19 protein-coding genes are annotated in these 16997 nt (G+C 63.6%); 8 read left to right on the top strand and 11 right to left on the bottom strand.

The annotated features are described in order from the left end of the window. The first annotated feature begins 46 nt into the window (after nt 1-46). Nucleotides 47-1069: a LacI family DNA-binding transcriptional regulator gene (locus tag AC1DWA_RS04215; RefSeq protein WP_020969154.1), complete on the top strand. Its 1023-nt coding sequence runs from the start codon at nt 47-49 to the stop codon at nt 1067-1069. Between the two features lie 58 nt (nt 1070-1127). On the opposite strand, the gene AC1DWA_RS04210 is transcribed toward AC1DWA_RS04215, so the two are convergent. From AC1DWA_RS04210 to sdhC, 4 genes are read right to left on the bottom strand one after another with little or no spacing between them, the layout of a single operon-like run. Then, nucleotides 1128-1895 carry a succinate dehydrogenase iron-sulfur subunit gene (locus tag AC1DWA_RS04210; protein ID WP_003940925.1) on the bottom strand — a complete coding sequence of 256 codons (768 nt, stop codon included), beginning with the start codon at nt 1893-1895 and terminating at the stop codon, nt 1128-1130. Further along, entirely contained in the window at nt 1895-3646 is a 1752-nt protein-coding gene (gene sdhA / locus AC1DWA_RS04205) for a succinate dehydrogenase flavoprotein subunit (RefSeq protein WP_019747692.1), read from the bottom strand. Before sdhA ends, AC1DWA_RS04210 begins: the two co-directional genes overlap by 1 nt. 15 nt (nt 3647-3661) lie before the next feature. Further along, complete coding sequence (locus tag AC1DWA_RS04200) at nt 3662-4117, bottom strand: succinate dehydrogenase hydrophobic membrane anchor subunit (RefSeq protein WP_003940699.1); 456 nt, start codon at nt 4115-4117, stop codon at nt 3662-3664. Between the two features lies 1 nt (nt 4118). Further along, on the bottom strand, nt 4119-4523 hold the full coding sequence (gene sdhC / locus AC1DWA_RS04195; RefSeq protein WP_020969155.1) for a succinate dehydrogenase, cytochrome b556 subunit: 405 nt from the start codon (nt 4521-4523) through the stop codon (nt 4119-4121). Nucleotides 4524-4776: 253 nt separating this feature from the next. Here sdhC and AC1DWA_RS04190 point away from each other — a divergent pair, with 253 nt between their 5' ends. From AC1DWA_RS04190 to AC1DWA_RS04180, 3 genes are read left to right on the top strand one after another with little or no spacing between them, the layout of a single operon-like run. Next, complete coding sequence (locus AC1DWA_RS04190) at nt 4777-5181, top strand: cytidine deaminase (protein WP_019747693.1); 405 nt, start codon at nt 4777-4779, stop codon at nt 5179-5181. Continuing rightward, nucleotides 5174-6469: a thymidine phosphorylase gene (locus AC1DWA_RS04185; RefSeq protein WP_477846082.1), complete on the top strand. Its 1296-nt coding sequence runs from the start codon at nt 5174-5176 to the stop codon at nt 6467-6469. The genes AC1DWA_RS04190 and AC1DWA_RS04185 overlap by 8 nt, the downstream gene beginning before the upstream one ends. Nucleotides 6470-6478: 9 nt before the next feature. Next, nucleotides 6479-7564 (top strand): adenosine deaminase, encoded by a 1086-nt coding sequence (locus AC1DWA_RS04180; RefSeq protein WP_133728418.1) that lies wholly within the window; start codon nt 6479-6481, stop codon nt 7562-7564. A 15-nt stretch (nt 7565-7579) separates the two neighbouring features. Here AC1DWA_RS04180 and AC1DWA_RS04175 read toward each other — a convergent pair whose 3' ends face one another. The 5 genes from AC1DWA_RS04175 to AC1DWA_RS04155 are packed head-to-tail and all read right to left on the bottom strand — an operon-like array spanning nt 7580 to nt 10815. Further along, the gene (locus tag AC1DWA_RS04175) at nt 7580-8818 is read right to left on the bottom strand and encodes a hypothetical protein (RefSeq protein WP_020969158.1); all 1239 of its coding nucleotides are present in this window, start codon (nt 8816-8818) and stop codon (nt 7580-7582) included. 47 nt (nt 8819-8865) lie between these two features. Continuing rightward, nucleotides 8866-9165 (bottom strand): YbaB/EbfC family nucleoid-associated protein, encoded by a 300-nt coding sequence (locus AC1DWA_RS04170; protein WP_477846081.1) that lies wholly within the window; start codon nt 9163-9165, stop codon nt 8866-8868. Next, nucleotides 9162-9515 carry a hypothetical protein gene (locus tag AC1DWA_RS04165; protein WP_021332524.1) on the bottom strand — a complete coding sequence of 118 codons (354 nt, stop codon included), beginning with the start codon at nt 9513-9515 and terminating at the stop codon, nt 9162-9164. Before AC1DWA_RS04165 ends, AC1DWA_RS04170 begins: the two co-directional genes overlap by 4 nt. After that, the gene (locus AC1DWA_RS04160; protein WP_477846080.1) at nt 9512-10504 is read right to left on the bottom strand and encodes a C40 family peptidase; all 993 of its coding nucleotides are present in this window, start codon (nt 10502-10504) and stop codon (nt 9512-9514) included. Before AC1DWA_RS04160 ends, AC1DWA_RS04165 begins: the two co-directional genes overlap by 4 nt. Beyond that, nucleotides 10501-10815, bottom strand: a complete 315-nt coding sequence (locus tag AC1DWA_RS04155) for a type VII secretion target (protein ID WP_477846079.1) — start codon at nt 10813-10815, stop codon at nt 10501-10503. The genes AC1DWA_RS04160 and AC1DWA_RS04155 overlap by 4 nt, the downstream gene beginning before the upstream one ends. 81 nt (nt 10816-10896) lie before the next feature. Between AC1DWA_RS04155 and upp the strand changes: the two genes are divergently transcribed. After that, nucleotides 10897-11520: a uracil phosphoribosyltransferase gene (gene upp, locus AC1DWA_RS04150; RefSeq protein ID WP_007727319.1), complete on the top strand. Its 624-nt coding sequence runs from the start codon at nt 10897-10899 to the stop codon at nt 11518-11520. Here the strand turns inward: upp and AC1DWA_RS04145 are convergent. Both AC1DWA_RS04145 and AC1DWA_RS04140 read right to left on the bottom strand, forming a co-directional pair. Continuing rightward, nucleotides 11517-13109, bottom strand: coding sequence for a phospho-sugar mutase (locus AC1DWA_RS04145; RefSeq protein WP_477916488.1), 1593 nt, complete (start codon nt 13107-13109; stop codon nt 11517-11519). The genes upp and AC1DWA_RS04145 overlap by 4 nt on opposite strands. Further along, nucleotides 13106-13903 (bottom strand): purine-nucleoside phosphorylase, encoded by a 798-nt coding sequence (locus tag AC1DWA_RS04140; RefSeq protein ID WP_477846077.1) that lies wholly within the window; start codon nt 13901-13903, stop codon nt 13106-13108. Before AC1DWA_RS04140 ends, AC1DWA_RS04145 begins: the two co-directional genes overlap by 4 nt. A gap of 67 nt (nt 13904-13970) precedes the next feature. Here AC1DWA_RS04140 and AC1DWA_RS04135 point away from each other — a divergent pair, with 67 nt between their 5' ends. The 3 genes from AC1DWA_RS04135 to AC1DWA_RS04125 are packed head-to-tail and all read left to right on the top strand — an operon-like array spanning nt 13971 to nt 16987. Continuing rightward, complete coding sequence (locus AC1DWA_RS04135; protein ID WP_019747702.1) at nt 13971-14669, top strand: enoyl-CoA hydratase-related protein; 699 nt, start codon at nt 13971-13973, stop codon at nt 14667-14669. 12 nt (nt 14670-14681) lie between these two features. Further along, nucleotides 14682-15842, top strand: coding sequence for a M20 family metallopeptidase (locus tag AC1DWA_RS04130; RefSeq protein WP_020969164.1), 1161 nt, complete (start codon nt 14682-14684; stop codon nt 15840-15842). Continuing rightward, complete coding sequence (locus tag AC1DWA_RS04125) at nt 15839-16987, top strand: M20 family metallopeptidase (protein ID WP_003940741.1); 1149 nt, start codon at nt 15839-15841, stop codon at nt 16985-16987. Before AC1DWA_RS04130 ends, AC1DWA_RS04125 begins: the two co-directional genes overlap by 4 nt. Nucleotides 16988-16997 lie beyond the last annotated feature (10 nt).

Genomic DNA, 16997 nt, shown 5'->3' with positions numbered 1-16997 from the left:
GAGCAACAGCGAAAAACCATCAAATATCCATCATCGTGAGGTAGTTGTGGCGCATCGATTCAAAGTCCGGGAGATCGCTCAGCAGTCGGGCCTGAGTGAGGCCACCGTCGACCGGGTGCTCAACGACCGTCCTGGAGTTCGGGAGGGCACACGATCGGAGGTTCGCCAGGCGATCACGGACCTGGAACGTCAACGCTCGCAACTGAAACTGGTCGGGCGCACGTTCATCGTCGACGTCGTGTTGCAAACTCCCGCAAGGTTTTCCGACGCAGTCCGTGACGCGCTCGAGGCCGAACTGCCGACCCTTGCGCCTGCTGTTGTTCGTTCTCGGTTCCACTTTCGTGAAACCGGTTCGGTCGAAGCGATGACGTCGACGCTCGACAAGATTCGCCGACGCGGATCCCACGGAGTCATCGTCAAGGCTCCCGACACTCCGGAAGTCGTGGCGGCGATCGACCGGTTGGTGGCGGCCAAGATTCCGGTCGTCACGTTGGTGACCGATGTTCCCGGTAGCAGGCGAGCCGCCTACATCGGCATCGACAACCGAGCCGCCGGAGCCACCGCCGCGTACTTGATCGATCAGTGGCTGGGGGATCGGGACGGCAACGTGCTGGTCAGCATGAGTAGCGGATTCTTCCGTGGGGAGGAAGAACGGGAGATGGGATTTCGCTCCGCTATGCGCGTCGCGGCTCCGCATCGACGGTTGATCGACATTCCGAACAGTGACGGTCTGGATCAGACGAGTAGGAAACTGGTGCGAGCGGCACTCGAATCCGATCCGCAGATCCGTGCCGTGTATTCGATCGGTGGTGGCAACCTGGCCACTGTCGACGCGTTCGAAGAACTGAACCGGGAGTGCAGTGTCTTCATCGCTCACGATCTCGACGGTGACAATCGAAAGTTGCTGGGGGAGAGGCGAATATCAGCGGTGCTCCACCACGATCTGCGGGCGGATGTTCGCACTGCCTGTCAGGTGGTCATGAAAGAACACGGCGCCATGGGCGCTCACTTCGGCTTTACGACGTCACCGGTTCAAGTCGTGACACCGCTCAACATGCCCCCGACATAGCTGTGCGCGGTTAAGGAGTCCGGAGACTCCCTAACCGCGCACAAGGCCGAAGGCCTGACTATCGAGCGAAGAGCAGCGCTCGCTTGACTTCCTGAATAGCCTTTGTCACCTGGATGCCGCGGGGGCATGCGTCGGTGCAGTTGAACGTGGTGCGGCAACGCCACACGCCGTCCTTGTCGTTCAGGATGTCGAGACGCTCGGAAGCGGCCTCGTCACGGCTGTCGAAGATGAACCGGTGTGCGTTGACGATGGCAGCGGGACCGAAGTAGCTGCCGTCGCTCCAGTACACGGGGCACGACGTGGTGCAGCATGCGCAGAGAATGCACTTGGTGGTGTCGTCGAAACGAGCACGGTCGTGCTGGCTCTGGATGCGCTCACGCGTGGGCTCGTTGCCACTGGTGATGAGGAACGGCTTCACGGCGCGGAATGCGTCGAAGAAGGGTTCCATGTCGACAACCAGGTCCTTCTCGACGGGCAGGCCCTTGATGGGCTCGACCGTGATGGTGACCGGCTTGCCGTCCTTGGGCAGCATGTCCTTCATCAGCAGCTTGCAGGCCAGACGGTTCACACCGTTGATCCGCATGGCGTCCGATCCACAGACACCGTGTGCGCAGCTGCGACGGAACGTGAGGGTGCCGTCGAGGTAACCCTTCACGTACAGCAGCAGGTTGAGCAGACGGTCGGTGGGCAGTGCCGGGACCTGGAAACTGTCCCAGTGCTGGCCCTCGCCCGATTCGGGGTTCATCCGCGCGATCTTGAGAGTGACCATGACGGCCCCCTCGGGAACAGCGGGGAGTTTGGGTGCATCTACAGCAGGCGCAGACATCAGTACTTACGCTCCATCGGCTCGTAGCGGGTCTGGATCACCGGCTTGTAGTCCAGACGGATGTCGGAGAGCAGGCCGTCACCCTCCTTGTACGCCATCGTGTGCTTCATGTACTCGGCGTCGTTGCGATCCGGGAAGTCTTCACGAGCGTGGCCGCCGCGCGATTCCTTGCGGTTGAGGGCGCCGACGACGGTGACCTCTGCCATTTCGAGGAGGAAGCCCAGCTCGATGGCCTCGAGCAGGTCGCTGTTGTAGCGCTTGCCCTTGTCCTGGACCGTGATGTGGTTGTAGCGCTCCTTGAGAGCACGCACATCCTTGAGTGCCTGGGTGAGGCGCTCTTCGGTGCGGAAGACGGAGGCGTTGTTGTCCATCGACTGCTGCAGCTCGGTGCGGATGTCCGCAACGCGCTCGTGGCCGTGATCGGACAGGATGACGCCGACCCAGTCTTCGACCATCGCAGCCGGGGTTTCCGGCAGGTCGACGAACTCGGTGGAGTTCGCGTACTCGGCGGCAGCGATGCCGGCGCGGCGGCCGAACACGTTGATGTCGAGGAGCGAGTTGGTGCCGAGGCGGTTTGCACCGTGCACGGAAACGCAGGCACATTCGCCGGCGGCATACAGGCCCTTGACGACCTCGTCGTTGTTGCGCAGAACCTCACCGTTGATCTTGGTGGGGATACCGCCCATGACGTAGTGGCACGTCGGGTAGACGGGCACGGGCTCCTTGACGGGGTCCACGCCGAGGTAGGTGCGCGAGAACTCCATGATGTCGGGGAGCTTCTCGTCGAGAACTTCCTCGGGGATGTGCGTCACGTCGATGTAGACGTAGTCCTTGTTCGGGCCGGCGCCGCGGCCTTCCAGAACCTCGAGGACCATCGAACGGGCCACGATGTCACGCGGAGCGAGGTCCTTGATGGTGGGGGCGTAGCGCTCCATGAAGCGCTCGCCGTCGGCATTACGGAGAATGCCACCTTCACCACGGACGGCTTCCGAGATCAGGATGCCGAGACCGGCGAGTCCTGTCGGGTGGAACTGGTGGAACTCCATGTCCTCGAGGGGCAGGCCCTTGCGGAAGATGATGCCCATGCCGTCACCGGTGAGGGTGTGCGCGTTGGACGTCGTCTTGTACATACGTCCCGAGCCGCCGGTCGCGAAGATGATCGACTTGGCGTGGAAGATGTGCAGCTCGCCGGTTGAGAGCTCGTAGCAGATGACACCGGTGGCAACCGGGCCGTCCTCGGTCTCGGTGATGGCGATGTCGAGCGCGTAGAACTCGTTGAAGAACTCGACGTCGTGCTTGACGCAGTTCTGGTACAGCGTCTGCAGGATCATGTGACCGGTGCGGTCGGCTGCGTAACACGCACGGCGGACGGGTGCCTTGCCGTGGTCACGTGTGTGGCCACCGAATCGACGCTGGTCGATCTTGCCTTCGGGCGTGCGGTTGAACGGCAGACCCATCTTCTCGAGGTCGAGCACCGCGTCGATGGCCTCTTTGGCCATGATCTCGACGGCGTCCTGGTCGGCGAGGTAGTCGCCGCCCTTGACGGTGTCGAAGGTGTGCCACTCCCAGTTGTCTTCCTCCACGTTCGCCAGTGCGGCACACATGCCGCCCTGGGCCGCGCCGGTGTGGCTGCGGGTGGGGTAGAGCTTGGTCAGTACGGCCGTGCGGGCACGGGGGCCAGCTTCGATTGCCGCACGCATGCCTGCGCCGCCGGCGCCGACGATGACCACGTCATAACGATGTTCCTGCATGAAGTCTGTGCTCCCCTAGCTCGCCGAGATATTGGGGTCGAAGGTGAAGATGACGTACGTGCCCAGGCCCATGATCAGGATCATCGAGAGAACGAGGATCGTGGTCAGCCAGAAGCGCGTGGAGTCCTTGCGGGAGTAGTCCGCGATGACCGTGCGCAGGCCGTTACCGCCGTGCAGCTGTGCCAGCCACAACATCGTCAGATCCCAGAACTGCCAGAACGGGCTGGACCAGCGACCTGCGACGAATGCGAAGTTCAGACGGTGAACGCCACCGTCGAGCATCAGCATGATGAACATGTGGCCCAGGACCAGAACGATCAGGGCGACGCCGGAGAAGCGCATGAACAGCCATGCGTACAACTCGAAGTTGTTCCGAGCCTTCGCGCGCGGGGACCGCGGGTTGTCCAGGCTTGCGGGACGGTCGTATGAGGTGCCCAGGCTCTTGGCTTCGGGTCCGTGAGTAGTCGCCATGTCAGTGCTCCGCAAACATGTTGATGAGGATGCGTCCGGCGCCTGGGATCATCACCAGGAACCAGATCGTCAGAATGGTCCAGAGCATGACGCGCTGGTACTTCGGGCCCTTCGACCAGAAGTCCACCAACATCACGCGCACGCCGTTGAGGGCGTGGTAGAGGACTACGCCGACGAGGCCGATCTCCATGAGGCCGACGAGGGGGTTCTTGTACGTGTCGATCACGGCGTCGTACGTATCGGGATTGACCCGAACGAGTGCCGTATCGAGAACGTGTACGAATAGGAAGAAGAAAGTAGCGACGCCTGTGATCCGGTGTAGAACCCAGGACCACATTCCGGGGTCGCCCCGGTAAAGCGACCTCGTGCGCTCCTTCTGAGGAGCGGCTTCAGTCGTAGTACTCATCGAGTGCTGTGCCTCCAACGTCATTGGTGGACGCGTCGAGCCTGCAGAGAGCTTCGATGTACCTCAGCCCGGGCTCGACGGGATCCTGAACCGACTTGACTCAGACTCTAAACCTATGTGAAACCGGGAACTAATCAGATGCGGGATTCGTACGCGTACCAAACTCTTTGTAAGGTTTGCCTTTCCAATCTCACCTAGCCGGTTTCGGCGTGGTTTCTGCATCCATTCAGTCGGCGTGATTGGATAACGAACCATGGGTGACATCGACTGGAAGTTGTTGCGGCACAACGCGCAAGTGGTCATGCGGCAGGCTTATGCACCGTACTCGGGCTATGCAGTGGGTGCAGCTGCCCTGGTAGACGATGGTCGGATCGTCTCAGGATGCAATGTGGAAAATGTCTCATACGGTTTGAGCCTGTGTGCCGAATGTGGACTCGTCGGTAACTTAGCCGCCACCGGGGGCGGGCGGCTGGTTGCCTTCACGTGCTGCGACGCGAAGGGCTCGATTCTGATGCCATGCGGCAGGTGCAGACAGCTTCTTCTCGAGCACGGCGGGGGTGAGATGCTTGTCGACACGAGCAGTGGGTTCAAGCCGCTGAGCGAGCTGTTGCCTGATGCTTTCGGGCCGGAACAAGCAGAGGGGCTCCGCCATGTTTGACGCAGTTTCCATCATCGGCGCCAAGCGTGACGGCCGCGAGTTGTCGGGAACCGAGATCGACTGGATAGTTCAGGCGTTCACTGAGGGGGTCGTCGGCGACGAGCAGATGTCGGCGCTCGCGATGGCGATCTATTTCCGAGGAATGTCACGAGCAGAGACCGGCCGATGGACCGAGGCAATGATCGAATCCGGCGGGAGGATGGACTTTTCGGACTTGCCGCTGCCCACTGTCGACAAGCATTCGACCGGTGGTGTTGGGGACAAGATCACCCTTCCGCTCGCGCCCCTCGTCGCGGCATGTGGTCTTGCAGTCCCGCAGTTGTCGGGACGCGGACTCGGCCACACCGGCGGAACTCTCGACAAGCTCGAGGCCATTCCAGGTTGGCGAGCCGAGCTCACGGCGACGGAGATGGTCGACATTCTCGCGGACCCGAAAATCGGCGCGGTGATCTGCGCTGCCGGAGCGAACCTGGCCCCCGCCGACAAGAAGCTCTACGCGCTGCGCGACGTGACCGGAACGGTGGAATCCATTCCGCTGATCGCAAGTTCGATCATGAGCAAGAAGATTGCCGAGGGAACCGGCGCCCTGGTGCTCGACGTCAAAGTCGGTTCCGGAGCGTTCATGAAGGACCTCGGCGACGCGCGAGAGTTGGCACGCACGATGGTCGAGTTGGGCAACGACGCCGGCGTGCGTACAAGTGCTCTCATCACCGGGATGGACACCCCGCTGGGATTGACGGCTGGCAACGCTCTCGAGGTGCGTGAATCCGTCGAGGTGCTGGCAGGCGGCGGGCCGTCCGACGTCGTCGAGCTGACCCTGGTCCTGGCTCGGGAGATGCTGTCCGCGGCTGGGATCGACGGTATCGACCCCGCAGTCAGCCTGGCCGACGGCACGGCCATGGACCGGTGGCGCGCGATGATCGCCGCACAAGGTGGGGACCCACACGCGACGCTGCCGGTGGCCCGGCACAGCGACGTCGTCACCGCGGACCGAGACGGCGTGCTGACCCGACTCGACGCCATGGCGGTGGGCATCGCGGCCTGGAAGCTCGGAGCCGGACGCGAACGACAGGGCGAAGCCGTTCAGGCCGGTGCCGGCATCGAGATGCACGCGAAGCCCGGCGACGTGGTCCGCGCCGGACAGAAGCTGATGACACTGCACACCGACACTCCCGAGAGATTTGATGCTGCGCGGCGGAGCCTCGGCGGAGGCTGGTCGATCGGGGCCGATTCCGACACCGTTTCGCGACCGTTGCTCATCGAGCGAATTGTGGGTGATTCGCGTTAGCGTTGGCGAATGAACGCACCGGAGTTGACCACGATCCGCAGCGCACCCAAAGTTCTTCTCCACGATCATCTCGACGGAGGACTCCGACCCGAGACTGTCCTCGAACTGGCCGAGCAGTGTGGCTACGACGAGCTGCCGGCGAATACGGCATCCGAACTCGCGCAATGGTTCCGAACTGCCGCTGACAGTGGATCGCTCGAGCTCTACCTCGAAACGTTCGCGCACACGGTCGCGGTGATGCAGACCCCGGAAGGGCTTGCACGGGTAGCGCGTGAATGCGCCGAGGATCTGGCCGACGACAACGTCGTCTATGCCGAAATCCGTTTTGCGCCCGAGCAGCACCTGGAACAAGGCCTGAGTTTGGACGAGGTCGTCGAGCACGTTCTCGAAGGTTTCCGGGCCGGCGAATCCGCTGCCAGGGTCGCGGGACGGGAGATCCGAATCGGGTGTCTTCTCACGGCGATGAGGCATGCCGCCCGGTCACGGGAGATCGCCGAACTCGCTGTGCGATTCCGGGACCGCGGCGTCGTCGGTTTCGACATCGCCGGTGCCGAGGCCGGTAACCCGCCGAGCCGGCACCTCGACGCTTTCGAATACATGCGTGATGCGAACGCCCACTTCACGATTCACGCGGGTGAGGCGTTCGGGTTGCCGTCGATCCACGAAGCCATCGCCTTCTGCGGAGCGGATCGGTTGGGTCACGGCGTGCGGATCGTGGACGACATCGACGTAGCCGGCCAAGGTGGGGCAGAGCTGGGTCGACTCGCGAACTACGTCCGTGACATGCGCATTCCCCTGGAACTGTGCCCGAGTTCGAACGTGCAGACCGGAGCCGTAGCGGCCCTGTCGGACCATCCGTTCGGACTGTTGGCGGACTTGCGCTTCCGCGTGACCGTCAACACTGACAACAGGCTGATGAGCGACACCAGCATGAGCCGGGAAATGGCCGCGTTGGTCGAGACCTTCGGTTACGGCTGGACCGATCTGGAACGCTTCACCATCAACGCGATGAAGTCGGCCTTCATCCCGTTCGACGAGCGCCTCGCGTTGATCGACGACGTCATCAAGCCGGGTTACGCCGTGCTCATCGGCTAGCTGACGTGCACCCGACTACTCAGATCGCAGCCGGGCCTCGAACTCACGCTCGAGTTCGCGCCAGGCCTCGGATTCCTTGGTGAACGGCGCACTCGGAGCCATCCGCGACGGATCGGGGTTGAGGAGGTACGAGACGTACCAACCCAGCTCGTTCGACGCGGACAGAGCCTCCTCGGTGGAGTCGTCGTCGGCGAAATCCGCTGCATCGGTGAACAATTCGACGGCAAGTTCCAGTTGCTCGGCGTCGACGACGTCCGGGCCCTGGGCGAGGTCGTCGGCGATGCCGGGCAGAACGTAGACGTTCTCGTCCGTGACCTCGATTTCGAGTGAACCGTCGACGGCAGCATTCTGAATTTCGCCGTACGTGCTGACCTGCGAGAGATCGTGTTCGTGGTTGTCGGCGAGGTAGCGAGCGAGTGCGCGCTCGCTACGGAAAACGGTGATCAGTCCGTCCTTGCCGAGGAAGATCGCCTGATCGCCCATGTAGCAGCGCAGAGTGTAGAACGTCTCGGCTGAGGTGATGATGCGGATCGGGTCGACACCGACCTCGCCCCAGAAGGTCTCGACTTCGTCTTCCTCCTCGTCGAGGTCGTCTTCGTCGAATTCCTCGTCCTCGCCCTCCTCGGCGACATCGTCGGCGTCGACGGTGTTCTCGGCGGCAGCGAGCAGTTCAGCTTCGGCGACCGCGACGGCAGCTGCATCGACCTTCGGGGAGGTGACCACCTTGTCGATGGCGTCGAGAACGGCGTCCCAGTCCTTGACGATCGCAGCGCCGACCTGGTCCCACAGCTCCAGGCCTTCGCGACCTTCGAAGGTGCCGGCGCCGGTCGCAAGCGCGCCGAGAACCGGATGGCCGCTGAAGAAGCGGATGACCGCGTCCAGTTCGCACACCTCGCCGATGTTGCGAGCCATGTTCAAGGTGTCTTCGAGTTCCGAGACCGCCAGTGCCTCAGGATCACCTGCGGCCAGTTCCGGCACGCCGACGAAGTCGAAGGTGAAGTTCTCTTCCGGTTCGAGCTCGGCTGCCGACAGTCCGGAGACGACGGCCCACGCCGGATGCTCGACCAGGTCGTTGTCGGAGTCCGTTCGGATGAAGGCCGCGAGTTCTGCGACGGAGGAGAACCCGTACAGGTCTTCCTCATGGCCGAGGAACGCTTCCCACTCGTCGTCGCCCTCGCGCCAGCGGGGTGCCCACAAAGTGACGAGGTCTCCGTCGGTGAGTCCGATTTCGATAGGGACGATGTCTCCAGCCATGGGCGGAAGCCTATCCACCGCAGAGCGAAAGGCATAGCGGGGGTTCGTCACGTTTGTTTCAGTGCCACTCGGAGCTCACTGACCAGTCGCTCTCGTTCGTCGTTGGACTGTCGAACTGCCTGGTGAATTGTTGCGACAGTCAATGCGGCCACAGTGCGAGAATTCATCGTGGTGATTGCGTCGGTAATCCGTAGGTCGACCAGAGCGCCCAGCCCGTCGACAGTCGCCGTGACTATCCCACCCTCGCTCGAGACGACCGCCCGCAGAGCGCCGACCCCGTCGACGGCGTCCTGCAAGAGTCCGGTCCGGTGTTTCGCCAGCTCCATGAATCGATCAATCTCGCTCATATCGAACGCATCCAGCTCGACGGAAGGATCTGGCCCTCGGCGGCATCGACATCGGCCAGTTCGTCTCGGGTCGCGAGACCGAGCCGATCGAGGATCGCTGCCGGGACTCCGGTCTCTTCGAGCTCCACACGATGGCGGGCGCCGGCCTCGATTGCTGCTTTCGAGCACAGTGTGAGTATCTGTTGCGCCAACCGTTCCCCGCCGTACCGCAGTTCCTCCTGGCTGATCCGCAGGTCCACGGGAATGGCGTGCTCCGTGGCGCGGACCGCGATGGTTCCAGCGCGGTTGACGGAGACGGCTGTGATGATCGGCGGTGATTCCCGCATGTTCTCGTTCATGTTTCCTGTCATTCTGTCGGACGGTAGAAACCGTGAAAGCCCATGCCGCTGTTCGTGGTTCGGATGGCGCTGATTTCGACTGGGTCGCCGGCTTCGATCATCTGGCCGCCGCCAATCACCATCGCGACGTGGCCGTCCCAGACCGCGAGGTCGCCCGGCATCAGATTGTTCTGATCGACCTGGTTCCCGATTCCCTGTTCCTGAGCCAACCTCGGAATATCGACTCCGGCCTGGCCGTACGCCCATTGCGTCAGACCACTGCAGTCCAGACCGACTCCGGGTGTCGTGCCTCCCCAGGCGTACGGGACACCCTGTTGAGTAAGCGCGTTGCGTACGGCAGCAGCGGCCTCGGCGTTCGGTGCGGTGGCAATCGAGCCGTCGGGAAGTTCGACCTCTACTCCACCGACGGGACCAGAACCACCGACGGAACCGGAACCACCGACGGAACCGGAACCACCCACCGAACCGGAGACTCCAGGTGCGGGATCGGGTATCGGGACGGACGGGACGAGTGCGGACATTTTGTCGGTCGACCCCGCCAGCTCACCGCGTACCCGCTCGATAACCGATACCGCGCGTCCGAGGTGCTCCAACGCGGCCGACAACAACATCAATTGGCCCGTCGGTGTCATGAGCGTCGGCCCGGCCTTGATCGCGAGTGTCAGAAACGACTGGAGAATCTCACCGAGTTCGGTCATTCCCGCGTACACGGACGTTGTTGCTTCGTCCACGACGCCGGCGATGTCGGTCCCACGATCGGCGAGGTTTCGCGTCGACGTCTGCGTCTGCTCGGTTTTGGTCACCGCAGCGGTGAGTGCCGTGGACGAGCTCTGAGAGGACGCCAATTCGCTCAGAGCAGCGCTTCCCAATTGGTATGCGATCTCGAGGGCGTCCGTAGCGATTCGGATGCCGACGTCGGGTCCACTTGCGCTGGGGACGCCAGTCCCGACAATGTCGACCAGATCGATGATCGGTCGTGCGAGTGCGTCGACGTCGATCATGAGCGTGCGGCTTCAGCGAGAGTCGTTCGTACCGATTCCTCGGAGTCGAGATAGACGGCGTGAGCGTCGCGGGTGGCTGACTGGACGCTGGAGATCACAGCGGACAGTCGATCGATGTCGTCGATGTGCGCTTGCTGTGCTCGGCTCGCGACATCGACGAAGTCGCCGCCGATCAGCCCCAGCACAGCGGGCAGAGCCAAGTGATCGCCACCCGCCGCGTCCTGTCGAGCTTGCGCGACGTTGTCGGCAACAGTGCCCAACCGCGTGGCGAACTCCGCGATGCTTTCAGTGTCCAGATCCAGATTTGTCAACTTGTCTTCCCCCCGTTGCGCTTACTCCTTCTTGGACGCCGCGCGGGGTGCTCCGGTTCCCGAGGAACTATTCTGATGGTCATGCAAACGCACGTAGTCGACCATCCGCTCGCGGCGGCCCTCTTGACGACAATGCGTGATGCACGCAGTGAGAACGCAACTTTTCGTTCCGCACTTCGCAGGCTCACGCACATGCTGGTCTACGAGGCCATGCGTGACGCGGAGGTCGAGGAGTTTCCGGTCGACACCCCGGTAGCAGCGACGACGGGCATCCGGCTCGCGAAGCCGCCGTTGTTGGTACCCGTGCTGCGGGCCGGTCTGGGCATGGTCGAACAGGCGAGTGCGCTGATTCCGTCGGCCGGCGTCGGCTTTGTCGGAATGGCACGTGACGAAGAGACTCATCAGCCGGTTCCGTACCTCGAATCCCTGCCTGCGGATCTGTCCGGTATCCCGGTGTTCGTGCTCGATCCGATGCTCGCCACCGGTGGCTCGATGGTGCACACCATCGACTTGCTGGTTGCGCGTGGCGCGACGGATGTCACGGCAGTGTGCGTCGTGGCCGCTCCGGCCGGCGTCGACGCGCTGGCAGCGTCCGGCCACCCGGTTCGTCTGGTCATCGCGAGCATCGATGACGGACTCGACGAGAACGCTTTCATCGTCCCCGGTCTCGGTGACGCCGGCGATCGGCAGTTCGGACCCCGCTAGAGCGAAAGGGCGAAGGTTCGGAGTTCCGCCAGCCGGGCCTTCGCCTGCTCTAGTGCGTTCGCGAGGTCGTCGCGGTTCGCCACCGGGACGACAACTTCGAGATAACACTTGAGCTTGGGCTCGGTTCCGGACGGTCGAACAACCACGCGGATCGACGGCCCGTCGAATATCACTGCGTCGGTGCGCATACCGCCGCGAACCAGGGACAAGTCCTCGGTCGTGACCGGCTCACCCGCGAGTTGGCCAGGAGGATCGGCGCGTAGTCGTTTCATCATTTCGGCGATGTCGCTCAAATCCTCGACGCGGCGGGATACTTGGTCCCCGCGATGCAGTCCGAATTCGACGGCATAGTCGCCTAGAACGTCCAACAGGGTTCTGTTGCGGCCCGCGAGGGTGGCAGCCAAGTCGGCCACAAGGACGGCAGCTGAGATTCCGTCCTTGTCCCGCACCACATCCGGATCGACGCAGTGCCCGATCGCTTCCTCGTAGGCGTAGACGAGTCCGTCGCCGGCGCGCGTGAGCCACTTGAATCCGGTGAGTGTCTGCGCAAACCTGGCTCCGCGAGCTTTCGCCAACTTCGAGAGCAGAGTCGAGGAGACGATCGTCGTCGCCACCAACGAATCTTCGGGCGCCGAGTGCAGTACGTGGTCGGCCAAGAGCACCCCGGTTTCGTCGCCGCGCAACATGCGCCACTGATCACCGTCGCGAACTCCGACGGCGCAGCGGTCGGCATCCGGGTCGAGTGCGATCGCCAGATCCGCGTCGACACTTCGGGCAAGGGCGAGCAGGCGGTCTGCGGCACCGGGCTCTTCGGGATTGGGGAACTCGACGGTCGGAAACGTGGGGTCGGGATCGAACTGCTCCGCCACGACGTGCAGATCGTCGAACCCTGCTGCTCGCAGAGCCGCTGTCGCAGTCTCCCCGCCGACGCCGTGCATTGCCGTGAACGCAATCCGGATCGAGCGGGCGTCGCCGTGCGGGAGGGTCGCGATGCGGGCGATGTACTCCTCGACCAGAGAATCGTCGGCCGGAATCACCGATGCTCGCGCGACGTCGGCGGCACCACCGATGCGGGCGATCTCGCTCTCGATTTCACGATCGGCGGGGGAGACGAGTTGCGCTCCGCCCGAGAGATACACCTTGTAACCGTTGTCGGCGGCAGGATTGTGGGAGGCGGTGATCTGGATACCTGCCGCTGCCCCGAGCCTGCGCACCGCGAACGCCACCAGCGGTGTCGGCAGTGGGCGGGGGAGCAGGGTCACCTCGAACCCGGCCGCTGCCATGACCTCGGCGGCGGCGAGAGCAAATGCCTCTGAACCGAGCCGGGCGTCGCGGCCGACCACAACGCGGGACCCGCCCTGGCAGCGAGCTGTCAGCCAGGCCGCCAGACCGGACGTGGTCCGGATGACGACCGCGAGGTTCATGCCGTTGGGCCCGCCGCGCACCGGCCCGCGAAGCCCAGCAGTGCCGAACGTCAGTGGTGCGGAAAAGCGTTCGGCCAGTTCATGTTCGGAAAGGGCTGCTAATTCTGCGCGGGTAACTGGGTCCGGATCGGCGTCGATCCACTCGGTGACGTTCAGTGGTGTCACAGCTGCTCGACCAGTTGACGCAGCAGCACTCCCATCCGGGCCGCCGATGCTTTGCCTGCCGCCAGCACTTCCTGATGGTCGAGCGGGGCGCCCGTGATTCCGGCGGCCAGATTGGTGACCATGGAGATGCCGAGAACGCGGGCGCCGAGCGCGCGAGCCGCGATGGTCTCGTGAACCGTCGACATGCCGACCAGATCGGCGCCGAGTGTACGAAGCATTCGAATCTCGGCCGGAGTCTCGTAGTGCGGACCGGGAAGCCCGGCGTAAACACCCTCGGCAAGGTCCGAGTCGATCGAGCGAGCCAGCGCACGCAGTTCCGGCGAATAGGCGTCGACCAGGTCGACGAACTCTGCGCCGACGAGGGGAGAGCGGGCCGTCAGGTTCAGGTGGTCACTGATCAGCACCGGTTGACCGACTGTGTAGTTTTCGCGGATACCGCCGGCCGCATTGGTGAGGATGACCGTGTCGGCGCCGGCAGCAATGGCTGTCCGGACCGGGTGGACGACGGTACCGAGATCGTGGCCCTCGTATGCGTGCGCACGCCCGAGCAGCAGCAGGACTTCGGTGTTTCCGACGCGCACCGAACGAATGGTGCCCGCGTGACCGAGCGCGGACGGTGGGGCGAAGCCAGGAAGATCCGCCATCGAGACTTCGGCTGTCACGTCCGCACCGGCGTCGCCGAACACGTCTGCGGCATCGGTCCACCCCGACCCGAGCACGATGGCGACTGACGGTGACGAAGAGCCAGTCATGGCGGACAGAGCAGCGGCGGCGGCCTCGGCGATCGTTCCCATGTGAGCAACCCTACTGAGGAGTCGGGTCGGTTCGCCGGGTGAGTTGGCGGGCGTTACTCTCCCATCCATGCCTTATCTCGAACGCGACGGCGACGTATTCATCCTGTACCTCGGCAACGAGGGCGAAACGGACAACGAGAACCGCTTCGGCCCTGAGTGGATCGACGCTGTTCACAGCAAGTTGGACGAAGTCGAAGCGCACGAGGGACCCGCAGCCCTGGTGACGACGGCGACGGGCAAGTTCTACACGAACGGCCTGGACACGACGTGGATCTTCGGCAATCTCGACGGTCTGCCCGGCTACCTGGACAAGGTCCACACCATCTACAGCCGTTTGTTGACCTTCCCGATGGCCACGGTCGCGGCCGTGCAGGGGCACGCGTTCGGCGCCGGCGCCATGCTCGCGTCCTCACACGATTTCCAGATCATGCGCGCGGACCGCGGCTTCTACTGCCTCCCCGAGGTCGGACTGAACATGCCGTTCACTGTCGGCATGTCAGCACTGTTGAACAGTCGTCTGCCCAAGCAGACGGCAGTCGACGCGATGACGACGGGGCGTCGATTCGGCGGCGCCGACGCGCTTGCTGCCGGCATCGTGCAGGAAACGGTCGACGGCGACGGAGTACTCGCCGCAGCAGTGACCAAGGCGTCGGCACTGACGTCGACTCACGGCAAGAACTTGGCGGGAATCAAGGCAGGCATCCACCGCGATGCTCTTGCGGACCTCGCTCAGGTGACTGACAAGAGCAACTTCTCCTTCGGGTGAGACAATGATCGCGTGAACCAGAATGTCGACAGCGCAGTCAGGTCCGTAGAGGCCGATCTGATTGCGCTGTCGCATTCGATTCACAGCGATCCGGAACTTGCCTTCGAGGAGTTCCGCAGCGCTGCCAAAGTGTCGGACCTGCTGGCGCAGCACGGTTTCGCGGTCACTCACGGGATCGTCGATCTGCCGACGGCCTTCGATGCCACCTACGGCAGTGGAGAGTTGGTCATCGCGATCTGCGCCGAGTACGACGCGCTGCCCGAGATCGGTCATGCCTGTGGGCACAACATCATTGCCGCCGCCGCGGTCGGGGCCGGCATCGCGTTGGCTACCGTGGCCGACGAACTGGGGATCACAGTCCGAGTGATCGGTACTCCCGCGGAGGAAACCGGTGGCGGCAAAGTTCTGATGCTCGAGCGTGGTGCATTCGACGGCGTCGGCGCGGCCATGATGGTTCATCCAGGACCGATCGACATCATCGGTGCCACCTCGCTGGCCCTGGCGGACATCGCCGTCAGCTATCACGGTCGCGAAGCGCACGCCTCTGCTGCGCCGGAATTCGGTCGCAATGCCGCTGATGCAGCGACGCTCGCGCAGGTGGCGGTCGGATTGTTGCGCCAGCACCTCCAGCCAGGGCAACAGATTCACGGAATCGTCAGTGATGGCGGCACTGCTCCCAACATCGTTCCGGCTCGGTCCGAACTGCTGTACTACCTGCGTGCCGAGACGGCCGCATCGTTGGCCAATCTGTCCGAGCGTGCCGACGCCTGCTTCGCCTCGGGCGCACTCGGCACCGGATGCACCCACGAAATCCGCACGGTATCGCCCACTTACACCGAGTTGACCCCCGATCCGTGGCTGGCGGCGGCGTATCGTGAACAGATCGTCGACCTCGGGCGGGTGCCACTGGCAGCGGAATGGGAGCGCTCCCGTCCACTGGGTAGTACGGATATGGGTAATGTGACCAATGTGATTCCGGGAATTCACCCGGTCATAGGCTTGGATTCATCGGGGGCAGTGACACATCAGCCGGAGTTCGCGGCCGCGTGTATCACCACCTCCGCAGATCGAGCGGTAGTCGACGGTGCAATTGCGTTGGCCCGCACTGCTGTCCGGGTAGCGTCCGATCCAGAACAACGCACCCGTCTGTTGGAAGGGGTAGATCGCCGGTGAACGCGGCAATCGACACGTGGATTCACGCGCACACCGACGACCTAGTCGCGTGGCGTCGACACATCCATGCCAACCCGGAGTTGGCTCGCCGCGAATACGCGACCACCGAATTCGTCGCGACCCGCCTCACCGCCGCGGGGCTGTCGCCGAAGATCCTTCCCGGTGGCACCGGACTCACGTGCGACATCGGACCTGAGGGGCCGCGAATCGCACTTCGCGCCGACATGGACGCTTTGCCGATGCAGGAGGCGACCGGGGCGACGTACTCGTCCACGGTCCCCGGTGTGTCTCATGCATGCGGGCACGACGCCCACACCACCATCCTGCTCGGCGCCGGATTGGCTCTGGCCACGCTGCCCGAACTTCCCGTCGGGGTTCGGCTGATCTTCCAGCCCGCCGAGGAAGTCATGCCTGGTGGTGCACTCGACGTCATCGCTGCCGGCGCGCTCGACGGCGTGTCCAGAATCTTTGCTCTGCACTGCGATCCGCGACTCGAGGCAGGCCAGGTCGGAATGCGTCTTGGCGCGATCACCTCTGCTGCAGACACGATCGAGGTCGTTCTCGACTCTCCGGGTGGGCACACGTCGAGGCCGCACCTGACCACGGACCTCATCTACGCACTCGGCACAGTCGTGACCGGGCTGCCGGGAATGCTCAGCCGTCGTATCGATCCGCGTACCGGCACCGTGATGGTGTGGGGTGCGGTCAGTGCAGGTCAGGCGCCCAACGCGATTCCGCAGACCGGCATGATGACGGGCACGGTACGTACCGGCGATCACGACACGTGGGAGTTGCTCGAACCGCTCGTGGAAGAAATCGTCCACGGACTGCTCGCGCCCACCGGAGTTCGCTACCAACTCAACTATCGTCGCGGAGTGCCACCGGTGGTCAACGACGAGGTGTCCACTCGGATGTTCGAGGACGCCATCGCGACCGTCGGACAAGATGCTTTGGCGGACACCCCGCAATCCGGTGGTGGCGAAGACTTTTCGTGGTACCTCGAAACCGTGCCGGGTGCCATGGCGCGGCTCGGCGTGTGGTCGGGTGAAGGCGATCAGCTCGACATCCACCAACCCACTTTCGATCTCGACGAGCGTGCACTCGGCGTCGGTGTGAAGGTTCTGACGAGCCTGGTTCTGGGATAGTTCCGGTTCC

It is taken from the genome of Rhodococcus sp. P4_F3_2 (assembly GCF_056401335.1).
Note: the sequence above shows the minus strand (reverse complement) of the source record. Positions and strands in the feature narration are given on the sequence as shown.